The 25,560-nt window shown below is 41.3% G+C and carries 29 protein-coding genes and 1 pseudogene; 20 read left to right on the top strand and 10 right to left on the bottom strand.

What is annotated here, in order from left to right:
• The first annotated feature begins 9 nt into the window (after positions 1–9).
• The 8 genes from U2H13_RS12790 (at position 10) to U2H13_RS12755 (ending at position 5,308) form a co-directional block, all read left to right on the top strand.
• The gene (locus tag U2H13_RS12790; protein WP_167408928.1) at positions 10–813 is read left to right on the top strand and encodes an HAD-IIB family hydrolase; all 804 of its coding nucleotides are present in this window, start codon (positions 10–12) and stop codon (positions 811–813) included.
• A gap of 145 nt (positions 814–958) precedes the next feature.
• Positions 959–1,312 carry a DUF2651 family protein gene (locus U2H13_RS12785; protein WP_376700487.1) on the top strand — a complete coding sequence of 118 codons (354 nt, stop codon included), beginning with the start codon at positions 959–961 and terminating at the stop codon, positions 1,310–1,312.
• Positions 1,313–1,529: 217 nt separating this feature from the next.
• The gene (locus tag U2H13_RS12780; RefSeq protein ID WP_003152812.1) at positions 1,530–2,030 is read left to right on the top strand and encodes a DinB family protein; all 501 of its coding nucleotides are present in this window, start codon (positions 1,530–1,532) and stop codon (positions 2,028–2,030) included.
• A 159-nt stretch (positions 2,031–2,189) separates the two neighbouring features.
• Positions 2,190–2,711 carry a streptothricin N-acetyltransferase SatA gene (gene satA, locus U2H13_RS12775; RefSeq protein WP_174747246.1) on the top strand — a complete coding sequence of 174 codons (522 nt, stop codon included), beginning with the start codon at positions 2,190–2,192 and terminating at the stop codon, positions 2,709–2,711.
• Positions 2,712–2,805: 94 nt separating this feature from the next.
• Positions 2,806–2,886 (top strand): tetracycline resistance efflux system leader peptide, encoded by an 81-nt coding sequence (locus U2H13_RS12770; protein ID WP_106080199.1) that lies wholly within the window; start codon positions 2,806–2,808, stop codon positions 2,884–2,886.
• 33 nt (positions 2,887–2,919) lie between these two features.
• Complete coding sequence (tet, locus tag U2H13_RS12765; protein ID WP_022552921.1) at positions 2,920–4,296, top strand: Tet(L)/Tet(K)/Tet(45) family tetracycline efflux MFS transporter; 1,377 nt, start codon at positions 2,920–2,922, stop codon at positions 4,294–4,296.
• Positions 4,297–4,393: 97 nt separating this feature from the next.
• Entirely contained in the window at positions 4,394–4,612 is a 219-nt protein-coding gene (locus U2H13_RS12760; RefSeq protein ID WP_376700486.1) for a hypothetical protein, read from the top strand.
• 159 nt (positions 4,613–4,771) lie between these two features.
• On the top strand, positions 4,772–5,308 hold the full coding sequence (locus U2H13_RS12755) for an AAA family ATPase (RefSeq protein WP_014305463.1): 537 nt from the start codon (positions 4,772–4,774) through the stop codon (positions 5,306–5,308).
• Positions 5,309–5,782: 474 nt separating this feature from the next.
• On the opposite strand, the gene U2H13_RS12750 is transcribed toward U2H13_RS12755, so the two are convergent.
• From U2H13_RS12750 to U2H13_RS12740, 3 genes and pseudogenes are all read right to left on the bottom strand, one after another.
• Positions 5,783–6,340 (bottom strand): GNAT family N-acetyltransferase, encoded by a 558-nt coding sequence (locus U2H13_RS12750; RefSeq protein ID WP_376700485.1) that lies wholly within the window; start codon positions 6,338–6,340, stop codon positions 5,783–5,785.
• Positions 6,341–6,656: 316 nt separating this feature from the next.
• Positions 6,657–6,901 (bottom strand): annotated as a pseudogene (locus tag U2H13_RS12745) (hypothetical protein).
• Positions 6,820–8,037, bottom strand: a complete 1,218-nt coding sequence (locus tag U2H13_RS12740; protein WP_017418195.1) for a DUF418 domain-containing protein — start codon at positions 8,035–8,037, stop codon at positions 6,820–6,822. The pseudogene U2H13_RS12745 and the gene U2H13_RS12740 overlap by 82 nt, the downstream one beginning before the upstream one ends.
• A 267-nt stretch (positions 8,038–8,304) precedes the next feature.
• Here U2H13_RS12740 and yrkP point away from each other — a divergent pair, with 267 nt between their 5' ends.
• Genes yrkP through psiE form a run of 3 tightly spaced genes read left to right on the top strand, consistent with a single transcriptional unit; the run spans position 8,305 to position 10,747 of the window.
• Positions 8,305–9,000, top strand: coding sequence for a two-component response regulator YrkP (gene yrkP / locus U2H13_RS12735; protein WP_121984376.1), 696 nt, complete (start codon positions 8,305–8,307; stop codon positions 8,998–9,000).
• The gene (gene yrkQ, locus U2H13_RS12730; protein WP_376700484.1) at positions 8,987–10,285 is read left to right on the top strand and encodes a two-component system sensor histidine kinase YrkQ; all 1,299 of its coding nucleotides are present in this window, start codon (positions 8,987–8,989) and stop codon (positions 10,283–10,285) included. The genes yrkP and yrkQ overlap by 14 nt, the downstream gene beginning before the upstream one ends.
• Positions 10,286–10,330: 45 nt before the next feature.
• On the top strand, positions 10,331–10,747 hold the full coding sequence (gene psiE / locus U2H13_RS12725) for a phosphate-starvation-inducible protein PsiE (RefSeq protein ID WP_012118039.1): 417 nt from the start codon (positions 10,331–10,333) through the stop codon (positions 10,745–10,747).
• 498 nt (positions 10,748–11,245) lie between these two features.
• On the opposite strand, the gene U2H13_RS12720 is transcribed toward psiE, so the two are convergent.
• Entirely contained in the window at positions 11,246–12,502 is a 1,257-nt protein-coding gene (locus tag U2H13_RS12720) for an APC family permease (RefSeq protein ID WP_022552926.1), read from the bottom strand.
• Positions 12,503–12,633: 131 nt separating this feature from the next.
• Here U2H13_RS12720 and U2H13_RS12715 point away from each other — a divergent pair, with 131 nt between their 5' ends.
• The gene (locus tag U2H13_RS12715; protein WP_376700810.1) at positions 12,634–13,533 is read left to right on the top strand and encodes a LysR family transcriptional regulator; all 900 of its coding nucleotides are present in this window, start codon (positions 12,634–12,636) and stop codon (positions 13,531–13,533) included.
• A gap of 98 nt (positions 13,534–13,631) precedes the next feature.
• On the opposite strand, the gene U2H13_RS12710 is transcribed toward U2H13_RS12715, so the two are convergent.
• The 4 genes from U2H13_RS12710 to sigK form a co-directional block, all read right to left on the bottom strand.
• Entirely contained in the window at positions 13,632–14,504 is an 873-nt protein-coding gene (locus U2H13_RS12710) for a GyrI-like domain-containing protein (RefSeq protein WP_376700483.1), read from the bottom strand.
• Between the two features lie 553 nt (positions 14,505–15,057).
• Positions 15,058–15,585: a PadR family transcriptional regulator gene (locus U2H13_RS12705; protein WP_121984379.1), complete on the bottom strand. Its 528-nt coding sequence runs from the start codon at positions 15,583–15,585 to the stop codon at positions 15,058–15,060.
• Entirely contained in the window at positions 15,582–16,424 is an 843-nt protein-coding gene (locus tag U2H13_RS12700; protein ID WP_121984380.1) for a sialate O-acetylesterase, read from the bottom strand. The genes U2H13_RS12705 and U2H13_RS12700 overlap by 4 nt, the downstream gene beginning before the upstream one ends.
• A 476-nt stretch (positions 16,425–16,900) precedes the next feature.
• On the bottom strand, positions 16,901–17,623 hold the full coding sequence (gene sigK, locus U2H13_RS12695; RefSeq protein WP_007408248.1) for an RNA polymerase sporulation sigma factor SigK: 723 nt from the start codon (positions 17,621–17,623) through the stop codon (positions 16,901–16,903).
• 458 nt (positions 17,624–18,081) lie between these two features.
• On the opposite strand from sigK, the gene U2H13_RS12690 reads away from it, so the two are divergent.
• Positions 18,082–19,338 (top strand): MFS transporter, encoded by a 1,257-nt coding sequence (locus U2H13_RS12690; RefSeq protein WP_154817570.1) that lies wholly within the window; start codon positions 18,082–18,084, stop codon positions 19,336–19,338.
• Between the two features lie 211 nt (positions 19,339–19,549).
• Here U2H13_RS12690 and U2H13_RS12685 read toward each other — a convergent pair whose 3' ends face one another.
• Positions 19,550–20,176 (bottom strand): TVP38/TMEM64 family protein, encoded by a 627-nt coding sequence (locus U2H13_RS12685; RefSeq protein WP_103526738.1) that lies wholly within the window; start codon positions 20,174–20,176, stop codon positions 19,550–19,552.
• A 234-nt stretch (positions 20,177–20,410) separates the two neighbouring features.
• Here U2H13_RS12685 and U2H13_RS12680 point away from each other — a divergent pair, with 234 nt between their 5' ends.
• The 3 genes from U2H13_RS12680 (at position 20,411) to U2H13_RS12670 (ending at position 22,155) form a co-directional block, all read left to right on the top strand.
• Positions 20,411–21,145, top strand: a complete 735-nt coding sequence (locus U2H13_RS12680; protein ID WP_007612700.1) for a polysaccharide deacetylase family protein — start codon at positions 20,411–20,413, stop codon at positions 21,143–21,145.
• 69 nt (positions 21,146–21,214) lie between these two features.
• On the top strand, positions 21,215–21,946 hold the full coding sequence (locus U2H13_RS12675; protein ID WP_022552932.1) for an SGNH/GDSL hydrolase family protein: 732 nt from the start codon (positions 21,215–21,217) through the stop codon (positions 21,944–21,946).
• Positions 21,947–22,020: 74 nt separating this feature from the next.
• A complete protein-coding gene (locus tag U2H13_RS12670) occupies positions 22,021–22,155 on the top strand; it encodes a hypothetical protein (RefSeq protein WP_258570278.1) in 135 nt (44 codons plus the stop codon).
• Between the two features lie 132 nt (positions 22,156–22,287).
• On the opposite strand, the gene U2H13_RS12665 is transcribed toward U2H13_RS12670, so the two are convergent.
• On the bottom strand, positions 22,288–22,428 hold the full coding sequence (locus U2H13_RS12665; RefSeq protein ID WP_003152850.1) for a sporulation histidine kinase inhibitor Sda: 141 nt from the start codon (positions 22,426–22,428) through the stop codon (positions 22,288–22,290).
• A 357-nt stretch (positions 22,429–22,785) separates the two neighbouring features.
• On the opposite strand from U2H13_RS12665, the gene U2H13_RS12660 reads away from it, so the two are divergent.
• Genes U2H13_RS12660 through yhbY form a run of 4 tightly spaced genes read left to right on the top strand, consistent with a single transcriptional unit; the run spans position 22,786 to position 25,553 of the window.
• The gene (locus U2H13_RS12660) at positions 22,786–23,304 is read left to right on the top strand and encodes a YqeG family HAD IIIA-type phosphatase (RefSeq protein ID WP_007408254.1); all 519 of its coding nucleotides are present in this window, start codon (positions 22,786–22,788) and stop codon (positions 23,302–23,304) included.
• Positions 23,305–23,306: 2 nt separating this feature from the next.
• The gene (gene yqeH, locus U2H13_RS12655; RefSeq protein ID WP_376700482.1) at positions 23,307–24,407 is read left to right on the top strand and encodes a ribosome biogenesis GTPase YqeH; all 1,101 of its coding nucleotides are present in this window, start codon (positions 23,307–23,309) and stop codon (positions 24,405–24,407) included.
• 19 nt (positions 24,408–24,426) lie between these two features.
• Entirely contained in the window at positions 24,427–25,269 is an 843-nt protein-coding gene (aroE, locus tag U2H13_RS12650) for a shikimate dehydrogenase (RefSeq protein WP_015417858.1), read from the top strand.
• A complete protein-coding gene (gene yhbY / locus U2H13_RS12645; RefSeq protein ID WP_003152858.1) occupies positions 25,263–25,553 on the top strand; it encodes a ribosome assembly RNA-binding protein YhbY in 291 nt (96 codons plus the stop codon). The genes aroE and yhbY overlap by 7 nt, the downstream gene beginning before the upstream one ends.
• Positions 25,554–25,560 lie beyond the last annotated feature (7 nt).

Here is a 25,560-nt window from a genome sequence, read left to right as displayed (position 1 = left end):
TGCTGAACGATGATTAAATTAGTGATTACGGATTTAGACGGCACATTTTTAAATAATCAAGGCGATTTTGACAGAACGTTATTTGAAAAAACAAAACGAGTAATGGAGGAACAGCATGTCGCTTTCGCCCTCTGCACCGGGAAGCAGTGTGAAAGGGTCGAAGCTTTATTCGGAGAAGACGTGAAAGATTTTTGGATTTTAGGAGACAGTGCCACACGTATAAAAAAGAACGGCACATTCGTATATGAATCTTTGATCAGCAATGAAGCGGGACTGTCAATTATAGGCGCTTTAGAAAAAATCAGCTGCGGGCATAGCATTATCGCATGCACAAAAAATGGCGCGATCGTAAAAGAAAATCTGTCTGAAAGTGAGATGAAATATGTAAATGCCTCTTATGCACATGTAACGAGAATAACTGATTTTACCGAGATAAAAGACGATTTTATCAAGATTACGGTTCATGACCCCGACGCCAACTGTCCGGAAACGAGAGAAAAGCTGCATGAATTTTTTCACCAATTATATATCGTAGCATCAGAGGATACCTGGATGGACATATCAAATATCGGAATACATAAAGGAACAACAGTACAAGAACTGCAGCGATTATTAGGGGTTTCGGCTGATGAAACAATGGCATTCGGAGACGGCCGCAATGACAAAGAATTGATGGAAGCGGCATCCTACAGCTTTGCGGTTAAGAATGCCATTGACGAAATAAAAGATGCGGCGCACTTTGTCATCAAATCAAATGAGGAAAGCAGCGTCATGCACACGATTATGAGAATATTAGCGCTGCAAAAACAATGATGGGCTAAAGCCAATGCGGCAGGACTTACTAGGGAAAGAAAAAGCGGGCTATCCTCAGATTTCTCCTGATTTTTCTAAAATATGCTAAAAACGAATAAATATCTATATTTGACTCGATTGAATTGGTATAATATGTATAAAATGAATGAAACTTTGTAATATCAAGATGAAAAAAATCACTTCATATCAGACAAAAAGCAGGAACTGCCTCGTTTTGAAATTGGGAGGTGTTTGTATTAGCCCGCTGTTGAGTCCCGCGTATATCATTCTCATTTTTCTTCCGGCAGCTTCTTTTCTGTTAGGGATATTAGGGTATTTCATCTTTAAAAAAGTATGGATGATGGTTGTTATTGTATTCATTTTGTCCTTGATATTCATGTTTATTGTAATAGGTGCCGAGCCGACATTTTTCATTTGGGTGGCCATGATGACGGGGAGCTGTTTTGTCTCCGGTTCAATCACTAAGACGATATGGACTTTCGCAAAGCGAAAATATTAGACAGAAGAATCCTGTTTGAACAGCTATCCTTTTTTTGTCGATTGAAGAAAAAGAAGTATAGAGTTATCCGTTATGTTCTTATATTTTGTCTGTGGTTGTCAGATCGGGCTTTCTGTTAAAAATGTCTGTCTATCGTTTTGTTCTTTTTTAACTAAACGGAGCACTATAATTGAACTGTAGATACATAGAAAAACAAAAAAGGATAAGGAGGATTTTTATGTTTCAAACCTTAGACCATTTTTTGAAATCTTGGGAATTCGAAGCCGATGCGACACAAAAACTGCTGAATCATCTGACTGATGAATCACTTAAACAAGAAATCACTTCACAACATTGGACTTTAGGCCGTATTGCATGGCATACTGTCGCTGCCATTCACATCATTACCTCAAACACAGATTTAACGTTTCACGCTCCGGCTGAAGATTATCCTGTTCCTGCATCGGCGCGGTTTATTGCTGAGAGTTATCATCAAGCCAGTAATGCATTTGTACAGGCGTTAAAAACGCAATGGACTGACGATACACTTCAAGAATGTGTCAACTTTATTGGTCAGCAATTGCCAAATGGTTCACTTTTGATGTTTTTAATTCAACATCAAAACCATCATCGAGGACAAATGACTGTCCTTATGAGACAAGCAGGTTTACCTGTTCCGGGTATTTACGGACCGGCAAAAGAGGAATGGACAACATTCGGTTTGGAGGCTCCGAAATAGGATATTGTTAAGGGCTCGAATGAATAGATGATACCAATCGATGTTGGTATCTTTTTTGTTTTAGTCCTAGAGTTATTAAACCGGTATCCATGACATGCAGACGAATCAACAGTTCAAAAGACATAAAGTAAGGTCAATAAATGCAGAAAGGTGATTATGATGATAACTAAAATGACGCGATTCAATATGAAAGACTTCAATAAACCAAACGAACCTTTCGTTGTTTCAGGGAGAATCATCCCTTCATTTAAGGACAATGTTTGGACATATACAGAGGAGAAATTTGCTGAACCTTATGTCAAAAAATATGACGATGAAGACATTGATGTCAATTATATTGAAGAAGAGGATAAAGCTGTCTTTTTTTATTACGCAGAGAACGACTGTGTCGGCCGGAGTAAGCTTCGTTCTAATTGGAATGGATACGCACTGATTGAAGACATTGCCGTTGCAAAAGATTATAGAAAAAATGGTGTCGGGACGGCTCTATTACATAAAGCGATTGAGTGGGCAAAGGAGAATCATTTATGCGGTCTTATGCTTGAAACACAAGATATTAATGTTTCAGCTTGTCATTTTTATGCCAAAAATAACTTTGTCATAGGAGCGGTCGATACAATGCTTTATTCCAATTTTTCAACAGCAAATGAAATTGCGGTTTTTTGGTACTGTAAATTTTAAATATAACAGTATTTGATGTTTCGTCATTTAGCGGGTGTGGTCGCAAAGTATTCAAAACATCGGCTTGAAGATTTATAATAAGGTATATCAATCAATGCAGGGGGAGTTATGTATGAAGTGCAAAAAAATGAACAGGGTACAATTAAAAGAGGGAAGCGTATCAATGGCCCTATAAACTGCGTCTGCCCTCATTAATGGAGGGAAATTTGTGAATACGCCTTATTCACAGTCAGCTTTACGGCACAACCAAGTGTTCATTTGGCTTTGTGTTCTGTCATTTTTCAGCGTATTCAATGAAATGGTTTTGAACGTCTCATTACCTGATATCGCCAACGATTTTCATAAACTGCCGGCGAGTGCAAACTGGGTGAACACGGCCTTTATGTTAACCTTTTCCATCGGAACTGCTCTGTATGGGAAGTTATCAGATCAGCTGGGCATCAAAAAGCTGCTTCTATTTGGAATTATGGTAAATGGCTTCGGGTCGATTATTGGATTTGTCGGACACTCTTTCTTTCCTGTACTCATTCTGGCCCGATTTATTCAAGGGGCTGGTGCAGCCGCATTCCCGGCTCTTGTGATGGTTGCAGTAGTACGCTATATTCCGAAAGAAAACAGGGGTAAAGCATTTGGTCTGATCGGGTCGCTGGTGGCAATGGGGGAAGGTGCCGGACCAGCTATTGGCGGAATGATCGCTCATTATATTCACTGGTCATATTTGCTGCTTATTCCGACAGCAACAGTTATCACCGTTCCATTCCTGATGAAACTGCTGGAAAAGGAAGAAAGAATCAGCGGGCGCTTTGATATGGCGGGGATTATATTAATGTCTGCAGGCATCGTATTTTTTCTGCTGTTTACAACGTCATATAGACTATCTTTTCTGATCATCAGTATTCTGGCTTTCCTGATATTTGTGAAACATATTAGGAAAACTCAAGATCCCTTTGTTGACCCTGCACTGGGAAAAAATGTCTTGTTTATGATGGGCGCCCTTTGCGGAGGCCTGATATTCGGCACTGCAGCAGGATTTGTGTCTATGGTTCCTTATATGATGAAAGATGTTCACCATTTAAGTACTGCGGCAATTGGAAGCGGGATTATGTTTCCCGGAACGATGAGCGTCATCATCTTCGGTTACATTGGGGGATGGCTTGTTGATCGGAAAGGTTCTTTATATGTCCTGACCATTGGGATTGCATTGATGTCTTCCAGTTTTTTAATCGCTGCCTTTTTCATAGATGCGACACCTTGGCTCATGACCGTTATCATCGTTTTTGTTTTTGGGGGGCTCTCCTTCACAAAAACGGTTATATCTACAATTGTGTCTGGCAGTTTGGAACAAAAGGAAGCCGGCGCCGGAATGAGTCTGCTTAATTTTACGAGCTTTTTATCAGAGGGAACGGGTATTTCGATTGCAGGCGGTTTATTATCGGTCCGCTTGCTGGATCAAAGGCTGCTGCCTGTTAACGCTGATCATTCCGCTTATTTGTACAGTAATATGCTCATTCTTTTTGCAGGAATCGTTGTTATGAGCTGGCTGGTAACCATGAATGTCTATAAACGTTCGCAAAGAAATGACTAAAAAGGGAAAAGGATCAAACTTGATAAAAGTTTTGATCCTTTTTTTAGGAGCTTCCTTATTCCGAAACCTTTTGCCGATCAATGAAAGGGGAGTTAAAGTGAATTACATTTATAAGAAAAAGGAAAAGAAAAATGGAAATTGTCTCATTTCAATCAGAGATAAATGGGAGAACGCACTTATTGAGTTTGAACAAAAAAATAATCAAATTGAGATCATGATCAATTACCGTAACGAGAAAACAACCAAGTTTTCACTGCCAATCGAGACTTTTGAAAAAGTGTATGAGGATATTAAAATAGGCCGGAGAGAAAGTTAATCATTCTGTTTGAAAATGACCATGAAGTTCGTAAGCGGTATGGTTTTAACCGCATCTGGATTCCCCTGGAAAAGTAAAGGCTTTTGGGGATTTATGTCAAAATAATAGTAAGTACCTTATGCAACAGGGAGTTTGGTTGCTTCATAAGGAGGGGGAAGTATGAAAAATAAGATTCACATATTGGGAGCCTCTGGTGTCGGAACGTCAACATTGGGTGTTGCATTATCAAAGCATTTGCCGCATACGCATCTTGATACTGATGATTACTATTGGACAGATAAATTCACTAAAAAAAGAGAAATCCCTGAAAGAAGAAAGTTGCTTAAAAAAGACTTGACAATAAATGAGAAATGGATTCTTTCTGGCGCAGTGTGCCGCTGGGGCGATGATCTAAAAAGTTATTTTGACCTTGTCATCTTCTTATGGATTCCGCAGGATATACGGCTTGAGAGATTAAGGCATAGGGAATTTCAGCGTTATGGAAACGAAGTGTTAGCCGGCGGCAGTAAATATGAACAATCAAAAACATTTTTAGAGTGGGCTTCTTTATATGATCATGCCGGAATGGAAGTTAGAAGCAAAGCTTTACACGAACATTGGATGGCAGATTTATCTTGTCCATTGTTAAAAATTGAAGGAGATTACTCAGTCAATGAAAGAGTTGATCGTGTCTTGGATTATCTGAATTCTAATTAAACTGACGGATGGAGATAACTGCAAAATCCAAAAGTCAAAGACAGTTCCGGCCATTTTAACGGAGCTGTTTTTTCATACCGCTTTCAGTTTGTCTGTTGTGAAGTGATTTATTTTCGGCAGCATCCCACAACAGAGAAGTGATTTGTTATTCGTTAAGTTCTCCGTTGGAGTATTTCTCTAAAATTCGTATAAATCGTTCATCACCTAATTAATTATTTCTTTGTTTATATTTATTATCCATTTCATTTTCACACCGAATTAAAGCCCTCTCATAACGAGAAGGGCTTTCCGCCTTTTGATACTTTCTCCTCAAAAAGAAGGGGAAGGCTTTATCCGTTTATCCCTCGTATCGTTTATTAATCAACTCTGTAAACATGGGGAATTATTGGTTAACTTAGAATTTTTTTGATCCAAACAAATATCTTTAAAAAAGTTACCGGCAACTTTCTGCGGCATATCGCAGTGTTCGATTGTTTAGTCCTTTTTTTTCATAATCTTTACAAATCTGAAAAAGTCATCATCATCCGGCAGGGGCTTGTCATCTTCGCGTCCATTGCGATGCATATGCGGATCAGAGTGATGTTCATTGTAGAACTCTACGATATGGAATCCGCACTTATTCACATAGAAGTTGATATTTCGCTTTTCAAAATAAGGTGTCACGGTTTCCCAAAGCACAGTATCCGGATACTGTTCTTCTATGGCTTTCCAAGCAGAAAGACCAATCCCCTGGCTGTGATATTCTGGAGATACATAGAATAAATCTAGCGAATTATGATGTGTTTCGTTGTTGATACGTACTACTGCACCACCGACCTTCTTACCATCCCGAAGAATATGATATACGACTGCTCCGGGAGCGTCGAAAGACTCTTGAACATCATTGTCCGATGGAATCGGTCCGCCTTCGCAATCACCGAACGTTTCAATCACGGCGATCGCAAAGGCTTCTTGTAATTTTTTTTGGAATTCTGGCAGATCAGATTCCTTTGCTGGTTCCAGAATAACTTTTGGTTCCTTTTTTGTTTTCATGATTGCTCACTCCTTCATTTGCTGAAATATCGAATTCAGTCGTTCGGTAAAATATTCTAGCTGTTCTGCCGCTTTTTCTTCCGCGGTAAATTTGGCGTTAAAATACTTCAAAAGCTTTCTCCTGTCTTTTTGTATGATGTCTTTTTCTTTGTTTCCTTAGAAAACAAGCTGCATGTAACCCTTATTTACTATTGTTCACTGCCGTATTAAGTGTGGTACGCGGGATTTGCCATCATTCTCAAACTTTTCCTGCGAAAAGTTGCAAAAATAGTCGAATGTGGCGCCTTTGACTATGAACATGCGTAAAAGATTCAATTTAGATTCGGTCATGAGCAATGCACATTGAGTAAACTCTGGTGAATTTATTAGCCCAAAGAAGCCTAAATGATATAAAAATAACTAGTATATATATCAAATCTGTCCGTTTAATGCCCGCTTCTCAACAACTAATTTGAAGTCATGCAATCTGTGCAAGGGGGTTATTTCTGAATAGATTTTTCCGAATGCAGCGGAGTCGCTTTGGGACTCCCGTTTACTTTGCCGTACGTCAGCTTGCGCCATATCAATTCCATCGGACCGTACTTAAATCGTTTCAACCACAATGTACTAAAGCTCATAAGCACGAAGTACACGGCCAGACTGAACATGAACGTGCCGGCGGATTGAATATGATCCGCAAGCCCGAATCCGTACCGGAGGAACAGAACTGTTCCAATGATAGAGTGAAGCAGATAACAGGTCAATGACATCCGTCCGACTTTGGTGAATATCATCATAGGGCCTCGCAGCTGAGGAACGTACAGAAACAGCATTGCAAAAGTGCTCATATAAAACATACTTCCGGTTAAGCCGCCATTTTGACCCAAGACAGAGGAAATGTCCTTCCACAGCATATTCTCAGAAAGATTAAACATGTCTAGTAATATACTGCTTTGTGTTATTAGAAAAGCGATTGTGCTAATGATCCAGATACGCTTCCATATGAACTTTTTCGCTTCCATGTCTTTGAAAAATTCCATCTTAACAAAGTACACGCCCAGCAGAAACATGAGAAACATGGAATAGATCATAGAGAAAGAGCCAGCCGCCATCGTGACCATATCTGTCCACCGAGTGCTGATGGATTCCATGTAAGTAAGGGTTGTGTGGCTAAACAAAGTAAACTCTGAAAAATTCGGGTTTTTTGACCCTGCAGTATTGATGACATTGTACAACATTGTGAAAACAGGGGTCAGGAATTGAAACACGATAAGTGCGATAATCCATCTAAGCACCGTTTTGGCCGTGCGTTTATAGAAGGCGAGTAACAGGAAGCCGCTTACGGCGTAAAAGGTCAATATGTCACCGACCCAAACAAATGTGATGTGCAAAATGCCAAATCCCAACAGGATAGATAACCTACGGGCAAACAGCTTGTTGGGACTATCTACCTTCTGCGCGGCTCGATCCATAAAGATCATAAACCCAACTCCGAACAAGAAGGAGAATAATGTAACGAATTTCCCTTCGGCAAACCAGGAAACCAGATTGTGCAGGACGTCATCGGAGGCCATTTCGAATCCCTTTACTGAATCTACGATCAGGAAATAGTTGACAATAATAATGCCAAGCAAGGCAAATCCACGTACGATGTCCAGAAAATGAACCCGTTCCCGCAGACTTACCGGTTGCCCGCGTCCTTCGTTTTGTACAATCATATCAATACTCCTTTTCCATTTATCATTGCAATGTGCAGTGCGGATCTGAAAAACTTGAGCCTTACAATGGATAAATATAAAGACAGAATCTTAACAATTTATGAAGGTTCATCATTTTTTTAGAAAATGTGACAAATTTGTGGCGAACATCAGCTTTCATAAACTGTTAAGATTTACGTAGTATCTTATAACGTACGTGTTACTTATGAATGATATATAGTAAGGTCACACGAGAAATAACATCAAGAATCATGAGGTGAAAGAGGCATGACCCATCGAATATTAGTCGTAGAGGATGATCATGATATTGGTGATCTTTTGGAGGAATCCCTTACGCGTGCAGGATACGAGGTGCTAAGAGCCAAGGATGGGCAGCGAGCATTGCAACTTGTGAATGATTCGCTCGATTTGGTTATTTTGGATATTATGATGCCAGGCATTTCGGGAATCGAAACCTGTCAGCACATCAGGAAAACCTCTAACGTTCCAATTCTGTTTCTGACGGCCAGATCGAGTACACTCGATAAAACTGAGGGATTACTCGCCGGCGGCGATGATTATATGACTAAACCCTTCTCGGAAGAGGAACTTCACGCCAGAGTGATTGCTCAATTACGCAGATATACAATCTATCAGGAAAAGAAGGAACAGGAAGAAACATTTCTTATCGGGGGCAAACTGAGAGTGAGCGAAGAATTTAATGAGGTTTGGAAAGAGGAGCAGCAAATCAAGCTGTCAGATCTGGAATATCGTATCCTGAAACTGCTGATGAGCAAACGCAACAAAATATTTTCTGCTCAAAATATATATGAGAGTGTGTGGGGACAGCCTTACTTTTACTGTTCCAACAATACGGTGATGGTGCATATTCGGAAGCTGCGCTCCAAAATTGAGGATGATCCGGCACGTCCGGTTTATATAAAAACTGAATGGGGAAGAGGATATCGATTTGGCACATCGTAAATTTACGCTAACCAAAAAACTGGCTTTGCTGATCATGGTTGCTGCGATTGTGAGCGGTGTGATCTTTCTGACGTTGCAAAAGATCACAGATGATCTGATCGAGGGATACCTGAGTTCGGATGAGTATTACCACAAGGAGTCAGCGAGATACATTCAAAAATTCAGTCAGTACGTTTCAGAAAATGAGTTGTCTACATCGGATAGAAAAGCGTTTGGCGAGTGGGTCAAAAAAGAAAATTATATTAACCTCACCATATTCAAGGATCAGGAGCTGCAATATGATTCCGTTTATTCTGAATCGGATTATGGAAAGGAAAAGCTGACTCAGTATGCTCAAAATCATTCACATCCGGTCAAGTTCAGAGATGGTGAAGGACGAGTCATTATCGACGGTTTCTACTCTTCCCGATATTATGATCTGGCCTTTACTTTGGATTTGCTCGGTGCAACCCTCATCTTTTTAATCATTGTTCTCTTGGGCATTCGCCAAAGTCTTCGCTACCTTAAAACGCTTCACCAAGAGATTCATATTCTTGAAGGGGGCCAGCTGGACTACGAGATGACGATAAAAGGGCATGATGAATTAGCGATGATTGCAAAGAGCATTGAGGATCTGCGGAAAGCTTTCCTGGATAAACTTAAAGCTATCGAGGAATTGCAAGCTGAGAGCCGCAGCCTGGTTACCGAAATGTCGCACGATATGCGCACACCGCTGACGTCGCTGATCATGAATCTGGAGTTTGCCAAAAAAGAGGGAGGCGAAGCGGGTTCCAACAAAGATCGGTATGTAGCCAATGCTTATGGTAAAGCACTGCAATTAAAAAGCTTGTCTGACAATCTGTTTGCGTATTTCCTGCTGGACAAGGAATATGAGGCCGATCTGGAGACCGTTGCAGTGAAAGAAGTGATCTACGATCTAATATCAGATCAGATTGCTATCCTTCATCAGGAGCATTTCCGGGTCCATATTTCAGGCGAGCTGCCGGAAACCTATATTAACGTGAATTTGGAGGAGCTTGGGCGTGTATTTGATAATGTGTTGTCAAACTTATTTAAATACGCAGATCCGGAAGAAGAAATCAGCATCACGTTTATATCGGATCAAGAAATATTTGAGATTCATGTTAGCAATACGATTAAACTTGCGGATGTAACACCGGACAGCAACGGACTCGGTGAAAGAAGCATTGCGCGAATGATGTCCCGCATGCAGGGGCAGTTTCACAGTATACAAAAGAATTCCAAGTACTGCATCGTGCTGCGATTTTGGAACAGAAAGATGTAGGCTGCGAATCAAAACGACGAAAATATTGTAATAGGAGACAACAAGATGAGATTTTCCAACAATTTTAAAAAGGCGCCTTACCTGTTACAAGCGCTTCTCAATGTCTGTCTGTTCTTCCTGGCGATAGCCTTAAGCGGACTTCTGATCAGCGAGACATGGTACATCGTGCAATTCGTATACAAGTCACTGTTCAACAAAGTGGACAGCTATTATGAGATGCTTGGGGAACTGCTTATATTCTTCATGTACTTTGAGTTCATTGCTTTGATTATCAAATACTTCAAATCAGACTTTCATTTCCCGCTTCGCTACTTTATTTATATTGGCATCACGGCTGTCATTCGTTTGATTATCATCGATCATGATCAGGCGATCTCAACGTTCTGGTGGGCGATGGCCATTCTTGCAATGATTTGTGCATTCTTTATTGTCAATAGACGAAATTCTGTTGTTGAACATTAATAAATTAGTTCACTTTATACCGATACGCCACTAAAATGTCCCTAATTGTGAATGAGAGCTGGAACAGAATAAAAAAATTGATATCGGTACTTGTCCCAAGGACATGACATGAACTGTCTGGAAATGAGATTGCTTCTTTATTTTACAAGGAAGAGATTAAAATTCTTAATAAATAATGATTAGTCGAATTTCATTGACAGACAGTATGGATCAAGTAGCATCTTACCTTTTACTCACTTTGTTGATGCAGACAGTGCTTCAAATGTTGGTTTCAAAATGGCAGGGGATCAAGTTGGGGCTAAAGGAAGGGAAGAACCCTTCCTTTTTTACTTGGACAGACTGAAAACAGTGCCCTTTTTCTGGTCAAAATGAATATAAAATGATGTAAATGAGCGGAAGGTGTCCGTAAGTAATCATTGTAAAAGAAATAACTATGTCCTATACGAACTGTAAAATCTCCCGTTTTTGTTTATACATCCAAGCTTGGGTGAGAAATTCTTAAAATCGTAATTTGTCTTGAGAATTAGTAGCGGGTTTCTTTAATTGACGCATCCAAATAAAGTGTCGGATCAAATAAAAAGCAGTTATAAGGGCAAGCATTAATAAAACCCATATTGATGAGAAAGAAAGGATAATTAAAAAGCTGATAATAAGCATTAATGATAAACTCTTTGAAAACTTACCAGGTAGCAGTTTATATGCAGACAAAATACCGCAAATCGCATTACTAATAAAGAAAGCATTTGCTATGCCGACAATTTGTTCAACATTAATGAAGTTTATAAATAAAAGAATAAAAACGATTGTATGAATTAATGTTAATAAGCCTATGGCTCCAATTGGTATGTTTGTTTTGGAGCGGAAAGAAATCAAGGTTGTTTTTTTATTCTCTGAGGCTATTAGACGTGATACTCCGCCAGTAACCAATAAATATGTGCTCATACATAATATTGTTGTGATGAAAGCCATTGTCGGTGAAGCAAACGTTCCAAGCAATGGAATTAAAATAATCGTTAATGTGTGTGTGTGATGTAAATCAATCCATTGATAAGAAGCAGCTACAACAATACAAACCGTTGTGATGACCACTGAGCTTATTACTATTGCTTGGGGAATCGTTCTTTTTCTGTTTTTGACATCCAAACTATAATTACCTATAATTTCCCAACCAACTAGAGCCCAAAAAAGTAATAGAATACTATAACCAAAATCATCAAGATGAAATGGTGTTTTAATAAAAGCTTTATCCCTCATAAAGGGAATTGAACTAATTCCGCCACTTAACAATATTGCTGTGGCAATTGTGGAGAACATAAATGACACTTTTCCTACAGAAGAGATATTCAATAATAGAACGAATAAACAAATCATCATCAGAATGATTCCATATGTCTCTAGCGGCCAACCATTACTTTTGAACAAAGCCTTTAGATATTGACTGGCTGTCATGAGAACGGCAACTGGCCCCACACTGCCCGCAATAATAAAAAATACAGAAGTTAATTGTTTTATATGTTGTCCAAATGCAAGATCGACTGTATGCGCAACACCAGATTCATTCGGAAATAAAACACTCAATTTTCCAAACAATGAAGCAAATAGAAAACTAATGATCATCATCATAAACCATGCTAATATGGCATAATCTCCAGTCTTACCATAAATGATTGGTGGAAGCAATATAATTCCCGATCCTAAAATAGGACCAACAATTAATCCGCTTAAAAGTACGGGGCCGAGTTTTCTTTCTCTCACTTTCCATTCCATCCTTTCCTAAACGTGTTTTACGATCATATTCCAATTGTAATTTGTTTCCTTTCATCGGTAAAATAGATATATATGAACTGTTCCATCGGAATTAGTGATGTTCAAAGGGGGGAGACATGATGGAAATACGGCACTTAAAAACATTTATAACAATTGTGGAAAAGGGAGGATTTACAAAGGCAGCTGAATATTTGGGTTATGCCCAATCGACCATAACTTCACATATTAAAGATATTGAGCAAGAAATAGGAAAACCGTTATTTAATCGTTTTGGGAAGAAAATGCTGTTAACTGAAGCGGGGGAACTTTTGTTTCCTTATGCAAACGAAATGATCAGGATATCTGAAAAAGTAAAACAAATACAATCCAACGATGAACCGATGGGGACTCTCGTTATTGGTGCTCCGGAATCTTTAACGGTTTACCGTTTACCTCCAATTATTCACGAATTCAAAAAGCTCTTTCCTAAAGTGAAAATAACATTGAAATCATCGACATGCTGGGAATTAAAAAACGATCTCCGAACTGGGAAGGTGGATTTAGCGTTTCTTTTGGAGTACGAACAAGAGGAAGCTGATTTATATATAGAAAAATTGATAACTGAACCAATGATCTTGATATTCCCTGAACATCATCAGTTGAAAAATATTTCATTTGATGAATTTTATTTTTCACCTGATGAAGTGATTTTATATACAGAACATGGGTGCAGCTACCGTACTTACTTTGAAGAGTATATGAAACACCAAGGACCGGTTTCGGAGAATACCTTTGAATTCTGGAGTGTAGAGGCAATTAAGCAGTGTGTGATGTGCGGATTAGGAATTTCGTTATTACCGTTGATCACTGTACAAAAAGAGTTGAAAGAAAACAAATTAAGTGGATTGATTTTGAATGAAACACGTATTTTAACGCAGATGGCTTATCATAAAAAAAGATGGCATTCCTTAGCGATGGCTGAATTTATAAATATCGTAAAAAAACATGCGGAATTATGGAAAAGAACTCAGACTTTATAGTCGATGTTCATTAAAGTCTTCGAGTCGGTGCAAAAAGAGGAGGGGATGAGACCCCTCCCTTAAAACCTTCAATTCCTCTAATTTCTTTGTAAGATATATTATTTTTTTGAAATGGGGATCCAAATTTCACTTTTAAAAGATGGCGATGTTACATCTTTATGCTCGTTCCACAGGATTTCTGGGCCTTCAATTTGTTCATAATGTGACGATGGAAACCATTCGGAATAAATCCGCCCCCATACTTCCTGCAGTGCATCCGGAAATGATCCGGATGCTTCGAACACAGCCCACGTTGAGGCAGGGACTTCAAGCTGTGATAGGTGATTTGGGCAATGTTTCGTTGTGGCTGCGCCAATATAGTGATCAAGCTCTCCTGTTTCCTCTGTCCGGCCTTCAGAAAAGTTCGTGGATGCACTAATGAGTCCTACAGGCGCTACATTAGAAAGCTCTTTTAGTTGATTGATTGCTGCTTCATCTAAACTTTCCCACATCGATGCAATGTCAGGATTCACGCCTTTAAACAAAATAGGGACTCTTTTTTTAATGCCGACGATGCGAAATGCCTCTTTTTCTTCAATGCGATAGTTCATTTCATTTCCTCCTTTGATTGATAACTGGAAGGTCATTCGCGGATAAGCTTTAAGTGAATGGCCATTATGTTTAGCTTCTGATGGTCTTATGACATGCAGATTTTGAAATGCTCGTGCGAAAGAATCTGGTGAGTGATAACCGTATTTTATCGCAAGATCAATCACCTTTACGCTGCTGTCTTTAAGTTCAAAAGCTGCAAGAGTAAGACGTCTGCGGCGAATATATTCCGATAATGAAATACCTGTAAGGAAGGAAAACATCCTTTTAAAATGATATTCAGAGCAGAAAGCAAGCCTTGCTGCTTCTTTGAAATCAATATCGTTCGTGAGGTTTTCTTCAATATACGTTAATGCGCTGTTCATCCTTTTAAGCGAATCCATTTATTTGACCTCCTTTAACAAAAGAATAACAGGAGCGAAATGTATCTACCCGACATTTCGTGCACAGTTTTGCAGGATAACTTATATGTAATAAATTAAGTTATTCACCTGTATTTGTATAGATAAAGAAAACCACCTAATAACTCTTGGGTTTCATAAGATGAAAGAAGTTATCATTGTTTTATCAATTACCTTTAACAAAACTTTCTCTATTGAAAAGAAAGAGGAAGTGATTCCTCTTTAAGGGAGATCACTTTTACTTATTCGACGAAAGCAGCAGTTTAGCGGACGAAGGAGAAAAATCAGTTGCCTTACTTGAATATTAAATAGGTGTAAAAAAGTGGTTATTCATACGGATTGAAAAAGAAGAATACGCAGCTGATTCACTTGCTCTTGTTGGGGGCAAGTGTTGACAACCCTATACTGGTTTAATTAAAGAAGGAGTATAAAACCTGTATCAATGGTGTTACAAGATATCTGTGACACAGGTTTTATATGTAGGTAACTAATATTTTTGCATATGTAACATTGCATTTTTTTATTATGCAATAGTTCACTCTATTTCTGCTTTCAATTTTTCGAACCACTCTAAATTAACCAAGTGATGTGAACGGGAATTTTCATTCATGCGGCGAAAGTAATTGATTGTGCCGGGAATTTCTTGAGTGATGGACAGGTATTCATCAAGAAGCTCGATTCGAGTTTTAGTCTGATCGATTTGTGATTGGATCAGATCCAGTAATTTATTTTTGTCGAATTCATCGGCAAAGAGTAACGCCCCATAAAATGGCAGGTTCACATATTCCGATTTGGTGCCGTATTTGATCATTAATTTTTCGAATTCTGCCTTTCCCGAATCTGTGACTTTAAAGTTACGGATTTCACGCCCGCTGGTTGAGGGTTTCTGCTGAATCTGTTCAATCAAACACTTTTCTTCAAGTTGCTGCAGATTGTAATAAAATGAACCTTTCGTGAAGTTAACAATGTATTTGTAATGACGTTTTTCCATTAAAGCCAGAAGTTCATAGCCGTGAGCTCCGGGGTTTTGGATGAGCAAGCCAAGGATAAGTAAGGGAATCATGGTTTCATCACCTTCGCCATCCGCGCCTCAAATTCCGCGTACGTGATTTTACCCGAAGCCAAATCCATACTATGAAGGTAAATCTGTTCTGTTTTAGAATAGCCACCATTCACTTTCAGTGATTGCTCCTCTCCCGAAATGGGTTTCAGGATATGGTGCTTTTTCGAAAAAGCCTCGAAATAGCGGTAACCGAATTTGCGTTGTGAAGCTGCGTCTAAATGAATGCCATCAGGATTCGCAGTCAGACCTGCCGCAGTAACAAAATAACAATTCTGTTGTTCATTAGCAAAACGCAGCAATTGTTCATTAACCTGTCGAAATTCAGTCGCGTGCTGTCCAAAACCGGTCTTCCCAAGAAAGTCACCAAGCCCTCCAATAATCAACGGTACCTCATCAAGTTTCAACTCGTTTCTTAGCGTTTCGATGATAAGAGTTAATTTCTCGTAATAAGTTTCATGCAGCGAACGATAACTGTCACTCTCACCTTGGTGCCAAAGGATTCCACAAATTTGACTGGACTGGAGGGCGAAGCGGGCTTCGGACAAAGCATGCTGAAAAAGGATGCCTTCCGGATGCCAGTCATTCAATGAACTGCCGCCTTCCGCACAGGGGATCAAGCCAATTTCTTCATCGGGATGAGCTTTCGACCATGCATCTGCAAAAGATGCCGCCAGGCCAACGCCGGAAACCGGACGGTCGTAATTAATCGGCTCTGTCATCATCTGCCACTGTCCATTGCGCAGCATTTTTATTTTTTCATTATAGATAGGGTCTACTTCATTCAAAAATCCACGGCCCGCCATATTCGACTGCCCCAACATTAAAAAAGACTTTATCATCTAATTTTTTTCACTTCTTTACATCAATATTTTAGTCTAATTAGACTATAGTCAATTCAGCTTGTCTTGTAAAGTTTCAACTAGGTTTTATTTTTATTATTAGTATGTATGAAGAACAAACTAACATTGAACATTTGGTGGATGTATTTGAGAAATAGCAAGTTCTTTTGCTTTAGGTCTTGATAAACAATGAAAAAACAACAAAAACCCTGTCATGTAAGGGTTCCTATGAGGTTCAAAATCATTTTTCATAGGAAATACATTCAATGATGGGGGTGTAGCCCAAATGAAATGGATTGTTAAAAAGGGAGGGCTGTGTTGAAGGGGTTAAATATCAATAAAAAATTATTAAAAAGGTTAACGATTGTACGAATTCTATTCATTTGTTATGTTTTATTTTTAAATCCTGAAGTTATACTAGAAGAGCAATGTCCTAAAATGCAGAAAAAGCCGGGATGTCAGATCCGGCTTTTCGCTCACTTTCCCTTCTTCTTCCGCTTCTCCTTCTCCGCCCGGTAAAACTCATGAAACATTTTCATCAATGCGCGTTTTTCAATCCGCGACACGTAACTCCTTGAAATGCCGAGCTCCTTTGCGATCTCGCGCTGCGTTTTTTCTTTTTTTAGATCAAGCCCGAAGCGGCCGACGATGACTTCTTTTTCGCGGTCGTCTAAAATGTCGATATATTTTTTGACCTTTTCAAGTTCCATGTTGAGCTGAATGGTGTCGATCACATCTTCGCTTTCCGACTTGAGGACATCGATCAGGCTTATTTCATTCCCTTCTTTATCCTGGCCGATCGGATCATGAAGGGAGACGTCTTTTTTCGTTTTTTTCAATGCGCGCAGGTGCATTAAAATCTCATTTTCAATACATCGTGCGGCATATGTGGCAAGCTTCGTGCCTTTTCCGGCTGAATAGCTTTCAATTCCTTTGATCAGCCCGATTGTACCGATGGAGATCAGATCTTCTGCGTCCTCTCCCGTGTTTTCGAATTTTTTCACAATATGGGCGACTAAACGGAGATTATGTTCGATCAGCATGTTGCGGGCGTGTTCATCTCCTTCAGCCATAAGGTCTAAGTATTTTTTCTCCTCATTATTTGAGAGCGGTTGTGGAAAGGCATTATTTTTCACGTATGATACTAAAAACACAAGTTCTTTCACAATAAACCCGAGCGCTGCAAAAACACCTGTCACCGTCCTCACCTCCACAAAGTTATGTAGGCAATCGCCTATATGTAACTGTATGTGTCGGTAGGGCTGTTTGTGTCTGTACAGGGAAATTAATCAAAATCGGGTTTTATTTCTCACAGCCTCTTGATTTTTGCTGATTGAGCCTGTATATTGTTAAAAAAAGTAAGGGTAAAAACAATATAACCGAAAAGCGCTGAAGAGACGAGTAGACAGATATCATTCATGACAGAGAGCTCCGGGAGCTGTGAAGGAGTATGAATGGATGTGTTGAAACAAACCTCTTAGCTTCGCATCGGAATCATGCAACACGAGGATGATGCGGCGGATACTCCTGTTACCGAGTAAGCTTTGTACCCGGCATGGCCGGCACCAAACCGAATTGAGGTGGCATAGCGGGCTGTTTCCCGTCCTCAAGACTTTATTGTCTTGAGGGCGTTTTTTATTTCTAAGGGAGGGATAAGATGAAAAACCTGAAGTCTTGGCGGTACCCGATGTTTCTGTTAACCGGAATCGGGATAGCAAATATTGGTGAATGGATTTATTTTTTGTCTCTTAATCTTATTGTCTTAAAAGAAACGGGGTCTGCTTTTGCGGTTTCCATCCTTTATTTAATCAGGCCTGCGGCTGTTTTGATGACAAATGGGTGGGCGGGCAGCATCATCGACCGGTGCAACAAACGGAATATGATGATGTCGCTTGATTTCATCCGGGCTGCATTCATTGCCGTTCTGCCGCTGATGTTTACTGCACGGTCTTTATTTTCCGTTTATTGTATTGTATTTTTGATTCAAATGGCCAATGCGATGTTTCGTCCGTGTTCCATGGCGTATGTGACGATGCTTATCCCGGCTGAAAGGAGAAAACGATTCAATTCACTAAGGGCTTTGTCGGAATCAGGGGCTTTTCTCCTCGGTCCGGCTGCGGCCGGGCTGCTTTTTATCGCCGGCACGCCGATTTTTGCGATTTGGGTGAATGCGGCGGCTTTAGTGCTGTCCGGGTTCATCACGATGATGCTGCCGAACCTTGAAAATGAGCCTCACGTACATTCTCCCAGACAGAAGCTTTCTTTGGCAGTGTACAAAGAAGATTGGAAGCTCGTCTATCGCTTCAGCCGAACGGCGCGAAACGTCATGATCATTTATTTTTTATTCAGTCTGGTCATGACCGTTATGCCATCCGCGCTTGATTCGCTTGAAGCCGCTTTTGCAAAAGAGGTTCTTCAGCTGACTGATGCCGATTACGGTTTTCTCGTCAGTGTCTCAGGGGCAGGCATTATTGCGGGGGCGCTTGTCAATGTGTTCTTTAATAAAAAAATGCCGGCTTCTTTATTGATGGGAATAGGCTCTTTATTCACAGCGGCCGGATATATGATTTATGCTTTTTCTGACGTTTTTTGGACGGCTGCTTTCGGATTTTTCCTTCTCGCTTTTTTTCTGGCATTTGCCAATACAGGCTTTCTGACGTTTTATCAAAAGAATGTTCCGGTGGACATCATGGGGAGAGTGGGGAGCTTTTATTCATTAGTCGAAGCTGTCTTCATTATAGTGGTAACGGCGGTTTTCGGAGCGGCTTCTGTCAGTTCGTCCGTCCGCGGCATCGTCATCGCAGGCGCTGCTGTTATGCTGGCGTTGGCAGCCGTTTTATGCTCGTTCTTATTTGCGGCCGCAAAAAGGAGGACTCCTGATGTATTTCAAGCGGATCAATGTAAACAAACATAAAGAGACGGCCGTTTCATTTCGTGAGGATTCGTTTTTCGTCAGCTTTTCAGAGCGAAGGGTGTTTCGGAATATCACCTGAGAGTTTCGGGGGCAATAAAGCGGCTCTGTCATTTTACAGAAAGAAAAACATGGAGTGATCGGTTCAGAATGTAACGGAAAAGTTCTCAGAATGAGAGGAGCCGTACCGCCGGAATAGGGGGCGGTACGCGCTTCATTTTTTCGTTGTTTTTAAAAGGCCGTGAAACTTCTTATAAATGACCGCCATTAAGACGAGCATATACATTCCGTAAATCCCGAAAGACAGCAGTTTGTTGCTTGTAAATGAAGCGCCTGCGACTGTCACGATCACAATGTTCGGAATTTTGCCGAGCACCGACGCAGAAAAAAAGATCGGCCATCGGATATGACTCAGCCCGCAGACGGTATTCATGGCAAGCGACGGTATAATCGGAATCAGCCGTCCGAAAAGCACCGCCGTAAACGCGTGCTGATGAAATGAATCTTCATATTGGGCCGCGGCCGGGTAAGCCAGCAACTTTTTTCTGGCCCAGTCTCTGAATCCGTACCGGACGAGAAAAAACAATGCCATTGTTCCGAGCATTGCGCCTGACAATGTAATCCACACCCCGTTTACAATCCCGAAAACCGCTCCGTTTAAGGCCGCGATAATGGCGAATGGAACGATCGGAAAAAATACGTCAGCTGCGACCAGAAGGATACTCATAAGCACGGCGTACATGCCGCCCGCGCGAATCATGCTGAGCCAGACGTCTTTTTGCATAAAGCCGATCATCACGACAGCAATGATGACGGCAAGACTGAATCCCTTTTTTATCATCTGCACGTTCACCTCTTTTCAATTAGTATACAGCACAAATCTATCTCCTTCTATTAAAATAAGCTGTCCGATAAGCTCATTTGTTTATCAGCATTTGCCGTTTGATGAGAAACGGCTGCACCCGGATTTGGACAAAAACAAGCGGGAAGCGGGTGATGTGCATCATTTGATGCAGAGAATGATTTTTTATAAAAGGGGACACGTTAACAGTAGTGTTTACTGGAGGTGTAAACGTTGAGATGCTTTCATCTGATCATCATGATATGCGTCCTCACGAGTCTCACTGCCGTGTCCGCCGATGCGAAATCTTTAAAAAGAAGTGACATGGAGAAGACGGGAAACGTGTACTGGGATATAAGGTCTGAAAAAAAGAAACTATCTTTAACCTTCGATGACGGCCCCCATCCTGTCTATACGGAGGCAGTGTTAGACGTGCTGAAACAGCACAATGTGAAAGCAACCTTTTTTTGTGTCGGGAGCCGTATAGACAAATACCCCATAACGGCAAAACGCATCGTTGAAGAAGGGCATGAAATCGGCAACCATACGATGAACCATGTTTATTTTCACCGTCTGAAACGCAAAGACATTTTACAAGAGCTTCACAGCTCAGCGCATCATATCACATCGCTGCAGCCGGAAGGGGACAAGTTATTCCGCCCGCCGGGAGGGTCGCTGAATCATACGGCTTTCAAAAGCATCTTAAAAGAGGGCTATCATATCATCATGTGGTCATGGAACCAAGATCCGAGGGACTGGAAAAGGCCCGGGAAAGGAAAAATCGTCAGGCACGTTGTTTCACATGCCAGAGATGGAGATATCGTTCTTCTGCATGACGGCGGAGGAAACCGGCGCCAGACGGTTGAGGCTTTGAAAGAAATCATTCCCAAGCTGAAAAAGCAGGGCTACACGTTTGTTAAGGTTTCGGATTTGATCGGACAGGATTCCGGCCCTTTTCATATCCAGTAAAGAGAGCGCCGCGTTGAAAGCCGCCAAAGAGATGTGTACCATAGGAGGTAAGGTTTGGGGGGAGAGAAAATGAAGTTTGCTGTTCTTTTTATTACGATAATCTGTCTGTTATCAGGATGCGCCGCGGGCAAAGAGAAAAGTGTTGTCGCGTTCGGCGACAGCAATACGCGCGGTTCCAACTGGGATTATCGTGATTATCCGAAGGCGCAGCAGTGGGTAAACATGTTAAAAACAGCGGAACGCGGCCGTCTTACGGTTATAAATGCGGGAATAGGCGGCCAGACGACTGAGGATGCGCGCCTGCGCTTTCAAAGCGACGTGCTGGACCGTAAGCCCCAATATTTATTTATCATGTTCGGAACAAATGATGCGGGCATTTTGACGGGCGATCAGCCGCGGGTATCAAAGAAACGGTTTAAAGAAAACCTGACTTATTTCATAAACGAAAGCAGAAATCACGGCATAAAGCCGATTTTAATGACGTGCATCCCGGTTATAGAAGGAAACGGAACGCATCATCTCTATTACTATTCGAGATATAAAGCCTCAGCCTTTAAAGAAAAAGGCGGCGCGAGAAAATGGCATAATTCCTATAACGGCGTTACGAGGCAGGTTGCAGCTGAGTTGAAAGTGCCGCTGGTGGATAACTGGAAACACTTTATACGCGCGGACGGCGGCAAAGATACAGACCGGGCGCTGATCCAATCCGGACTGATAGATCCCTCCGGAAATCATATGACGCCAAAAGGCGCCAGAATCTTAATTGAAGGCATAAAAAATGGGCGGGTTTTGGAACGCTGACGCCGTCAGCTGCCTAAACCGTTTTGCTTCTGCTTCATAGGCTGTAGAAAAAACATCTTTTGGAGGCGATTGCTATGAACCGCGGTTTCCCTCCGCAATATCCTGTATGCCCGCCTCCTCGGGTGAATGCGGGGTACTGGTACGCATTTTTTGTTGTGCTGCTCGTCGTCATTCTCATCCTGGGCGGTCTGTATTGGTTCAATATATAGCAGCCGTCCTCTTAAACACCTCTATTTTAGGGGTGTTTTTTGTTGAAAGTGGTAGTAATGCGCATAACCGAAGTGATATAATATCAGTCATCTGAGTAAAAAAAGGAAATTCGCCCGGGAATTTTTTTCTGTTTAAGAAGAAACGGAAATAATGTGTCCGAGCGATCTTCTTTTGATTTCGTTTTCAATTAACTCGATAAATTCACGGCTCAAATTCATTTCATTGGCTTTGAAATAAGATTCTATTAGTAATTCATCAGAAAGCTTTCTCATGCCGGGGACCCAATTAATGGGAGTGGCACCTCCTTACAATTGTAATCAATCATCAGACGCAAGCATATGATGGAAGGTTGCGTTTCAATCATGGTGAGGTTATCTTTAATCTACCATGAAATACAAATAAGAACAATCGTTCTGTTATCCACACTCGTAAGTGGATAACTTGTTAGTATCTTGTTTATAATCTGGATAAATCCGGATGTAATAAGAGTGGATAATGTGTGTAATTTTATCCACAACTGGTGAAGAAACCCAATTTTTGTCGAAATTTTTTTACTGAGTCCGACTTTGTTTTTAAATCTGACAGGTTTCGACATATAGATGATAGAAAGAAAAGGAAGGGTGCGGGTTTTGTTAAAAAAGTTTTTTTTACCTGACGAATTTGTGAAAAATATATTTCATATCACACCGGAAAAGCTCAAGGAACGCAATGTGAAAGGGATTATTACAGACCTTGACAACACGCTTGTGGAGTGGGACAGACCGAGTGCGACACCTCGATTAATCGAGTGGTTTGAAGAAATGAAGGAGCACGGCATTAAAGTCACGATCGTCTCCAATAATAATGAACGAAGAGTGAAATTATTCTCGGAGCCGCTTGGCATACCGTTTATTTATAAGGCAAGAAAACCGATGGGGCGCGCCTTTAAAAGAGCTGTCAGCAGCATGGATCTGAAAAAAGAAGACTGTGTGGTCATCGGCGATCAGCTGCTTACTGATGTTCTCGGCGGAAACAGAAACGGGTATCATACGATCCTCGTCGTGCCTGTCGCTTCCTCTGACGGAGTCATGACGCGCTTTAACCGCCGGATTGAACGGAGAATATTGAGTTCTTTGAAACGTAAAGGCCATATTCAGTGGGAGGATTAGGAATGGAAAAGGTTGTTTGCATCGGCTGCGGAGTAACGATCCAGACCGAGGATAAACAAGGTCTCGGATACGCGCCAAAGGCATCGCTCACAAAAGAGAATGTCATCTGTCAGCGCTGCTTCAGACTGAAAAATTACAATGAAATTCAAGATGTTTCATTAACGGATGATGACTTTTTAAATATTTTGCACACAATCGGCGATACTGACTCTCTTATTGTCAAAGTCGTTGATATTTTTGATTTTAACGGAAGCTGGATAAACGGGCTGAACCGCTTTGTCGGCGGTAATCCGATCATTCTTGTCGGTAATAAGGCCGATATCCTGCCGAAATCCGTAAAGCGGGAACGGCTCGTCCAATGGATGAAACGCGAAGCGAAAGAATACGGCTTAAAACCCCTTGATGTCTTTTTAATCAGCGCTTCCCGCGGACAAGGGATGAAGGAAGTCATTGACGCCATTGAACATTACCGCGAAGGGCGCGATGTGTATGTGGTGGGGTGTACCAATGTCGGCAAATCCACATTTATCAACCGGATTATTAAAGAGGTCTCAGGGGAAGAGAATATTATTACCACCTCTCAATTTCCGGGCACGACGCTTGATGCGATTGAAATCCCGCTTGATGACGGATCTGCGCTTTATGATACGCCGGGAATCATTAACCATCACCAGATGGCGCATTACGTGGACAAGCGTGACTTAAAGGTGCTGACACCGAAAAAAGAACTGAAGCCGCGCACTTTTCAGCTGAATGAAAAACAAACGCTTTATTTCGGCGGGCTTGCCCGGTTTGACTATGTATCAGGCGATAAAACGGCGTTTGTCTGCTATATGCCGAATGAATTGATGATTCACAGAACAAAGCTTGAAAATGCTGATGCCTTATACGAAAAGCATGCGGGAGAACTGCTTACCCCGCCCGGAAAAGATCATTTGGATGAATTTCCGGAGCTTACGGCCCACACGTTTACGATTAAAGAAGGAAAGACGGATATCGTTTTTGCCGGACTCGGCTGGGTCACGGTGCAGCAAGCAGATAAAAAAATAACGGCATACGCTCCGAAAGGCGTACACGTATTTGTCCGCCGTTCATTAATATAGAGAGAAGGGGAGAGGGAGCATGAAACAATTGTACGGAGTAATCGGAAATCCGATCGGGCATTCAATGTCACCCGATATTCATAACGCGGCTTTGCAAGATAAGAACATCAACGGGCAGTATTTTGCGTTTCAGGTGGAACCTCGTCATCTCAAGGACGCCGTTAACGGAATCAAGGCGCTTGGCATCTGCGGAGTGAACGTCACAGTTCCGCATAAAGTCGCGATCATGGAGCATCTGGATGAAATACATGAAAGCGCGAAAGTACTCGGGGCCGTAAATACCGTCAAAAGAGAGGGAGACAGGCTCATCGGGTATAATACTGACGGAGATGGGTTTTATAAATCCTTAGTCAAAGTATTGGACAAACCGATATCAGAGCTCTCCATCCTCATGATTGGGGCGGGAGGAGCGGCAAGAGCGATTTTTACGACGATCGTCCGCAGAGAGCCGAAACAATTTGACGTTTGCAACCGCACGCCGGAAAAAGCGGAAAGTCTGATTGCTGCTGCTCCCTCTTTTCAGCAGAAACGCGCCCTTACTTTAAAAGAAGCTGAAAATCAGCTTGAACAATATGACGTCATTATTCATACAACATCTGTCGGCATGTATCCGAAAACGGATGCCGTGCCGCTCTCATTGGAACGGGCCAAAACGGGCGCCATCGTTTGTGATATCGTATACAACCCGATTCAAACGGCGTTCTTAAAAGAAGCTGAAAAAAGAGGTTTAACAACCCTTGACGGTGTCGGCATGTTTGTGGAACAGGCTGCACTGTCTTTCAAGCTGTGGACGGAACAAGAGCCTGACAGCGGCTTAATGAGAGCAATTGTTGAAGGAAAACTAGGAGGAACACAATGTTAACAGGAAAACAAAAACGGTTTTTGCGTTCAAAAGCGCATCATTTAACGCCTATTTTTCAAGTGGGAAAAGGCGGAGTCAACGAAAACATGGTGAAACAGATTGCCGAGGCTTTAGAAGCAAGAGAGCTGATTAAAGTCAGCGTGCTTCAAAACTGCGAAGACGATAAAAACGATGTCGCAGAAGCCCTTGTGAAAGGCAGCCGCTCACAATTGGTGCAGACGATCGGAAATACGATCGTATTGTATAAGGAATCAAAGGAAAATAAACAAATCGAGCTTCCGTAAGGTGGTT

Source organism: Bacillus sp. A1 (assembly GCF_042296235.1).
Lineage (GTDB): Bacteria > Bacillota > Bacilli > Bacillales > Bacillaceae > Bacillus > Bacillus velezensis.
Note: the sequence above shows the minus strand (reverse complement) of the source record. Positions and strands in the feature narration are given on the sequence as shown.

Bases quoted from the DNA above. Each gene is read 5' to 3' on its own strand.
- U2H13_RS12750 (WP_376700485.1), bottom strand. From the start codon at position 6,340: ATGAAAACAAAAAAGGAACCAAAAGTTATTCTGGAACCAGCAAAGGAA.
- yqeH (WP_376700482.1), top strand. From the start codon at position 23,307: ATGGAAAAGGTTGTTTGCATCGGCTGCGGAGTAACGATCCAGACCGAG.
- U2H13_RS12780 (WP_003152812.1), top strand. From the start codon at position 1,530: ATGTTTCAAACCTTAGACCATTTTTTGAAATCTTGGGAATTCGAAGCC.
- aroE (WP_015417858.1), top strand. From the start codon at position 24,427: ATGAAACAATTGTACGGAGTAATCGGAAATCCGATCGGGCATTCAATG.
- U2H13_RS12700 (WP_121984380.1), bottom strand. From the start codon at position 16,424: ATGATAAAGTCTTTTTTAATGTTGGGGCAGTCGAATATGGCGGGCCGT.
- U2H13_RS12755 (WP_014305463.1), top strand. From the start codon at position 4,772: ATGAAAAATAAGATTCACATATTGGGAGCCTCTGGTGTCGGAACGTCA.
- U2H13_RS12740 (WP_017418195.1), bottom strand. From the start codon at position 8,037: ATGATTGTACAAAACGAAGGACGCGGGCAACCGGTAAGTCTGCGGGAA.
- U2H13_RS12690 (WP_154817570.1), top strand. From the start codon at position 18,082: ATGAAAAACCTGAAGTCTTGGCGGTACCCGATGTTTCTGTTAACCGGA.
- yhbY (WP_003152858.1), top strand. From the start codon at position 25,263: ATGTTAACAGGAAAACAAAAACGGTTTTTGCGTTCAAAAGCGCATCAT.
- U2H13_RS12685 (WP_103526738.1), bottom strand. From the start codon at position 20,176: ATGATAAAAAAGGGATTCAGTCTTGCCGTCATCATTGCTGTCGTGATG.
- U2H13_RS12710 (WP_376700483.1), bottom strand. From the start codon at position 14,504: ATGGATTCGCTTAAAAGGATGAACAGCGCATTAACGTATATTGAAGAA.
- U2H13_RS12665 (WP_003152850.1), bottom strand. From the start codon at position 22,428: ATGAGAAAGCTTTCTGATGAATTACTAATAGAATCTTATTTCAAAGCC.
- U2H13_RS12715 (WP_376700810.1), top strand. From the start codon at position 12,634: ATGGAAATACGGCACTTAAAAACATTTATAACAATTGTGGAAAAGGGA.
- U2H13_RS12785 (WP_376700487.1), top strand. From the start codon at position 959: ATGAAACTTTGTAATATCAAGATGAAAAAAATCACTTCATATCAGACA.
- U2H13_RS12790 (WP_167408928.1), top strand. From the start codon at position 10: ATGATTAAATTAGTGATTACGGATTTAGACGGCACATTTTTAAATAAT.
- U2H13_RS12705 (WP_121984379.1), bottom strand. From the start codon at position 15,585: ATGATTCCCTTACTTATCCTTGGCTTGCTCATCCAAAACCCCGGAGCT.
- U2H13_RS12770 (WP_106080199.1), top strand. From the start codon at position 2,806: ATGCAGGGGGAGTTATGTATGAAGTGCAAAAAAATGAACAGGGTACAA.
- U2H13_RS12670 (WP_258570278.1), top strand. From the start codon at position 22,021: ATGAACCGCGGTTTCCCTCCGCAATATCCTGTATGCCCGCCTCCTCGG.
- yrkP (WP_121984376.1), top strand. From the start codon at position 8,305: ATGACCCATCGAATATTAGTCGTAGAGGATGATCATGATATTGGTGAT.
- satA (WP_174747246.1), top strand. From the start codon at position 2,190: ATGATAACTAAAATGACGCGATTCAATATGAAAGACTTCAATAAACCA.
- psiE (WP_012118039.1), top strand. From the start codon at position 10,331: ATGAGATTTTCCAACAATTTTAAAAAGGCGCCTTACCTGTTACAAGCG.
- U2H13_RS12675 (WP_022552932.1), top strand. From the start codon at position 21,215: ATGAAGTTTGCTGTTCTTTTTATTACGATAATCTGTCTGTTATCAGGA.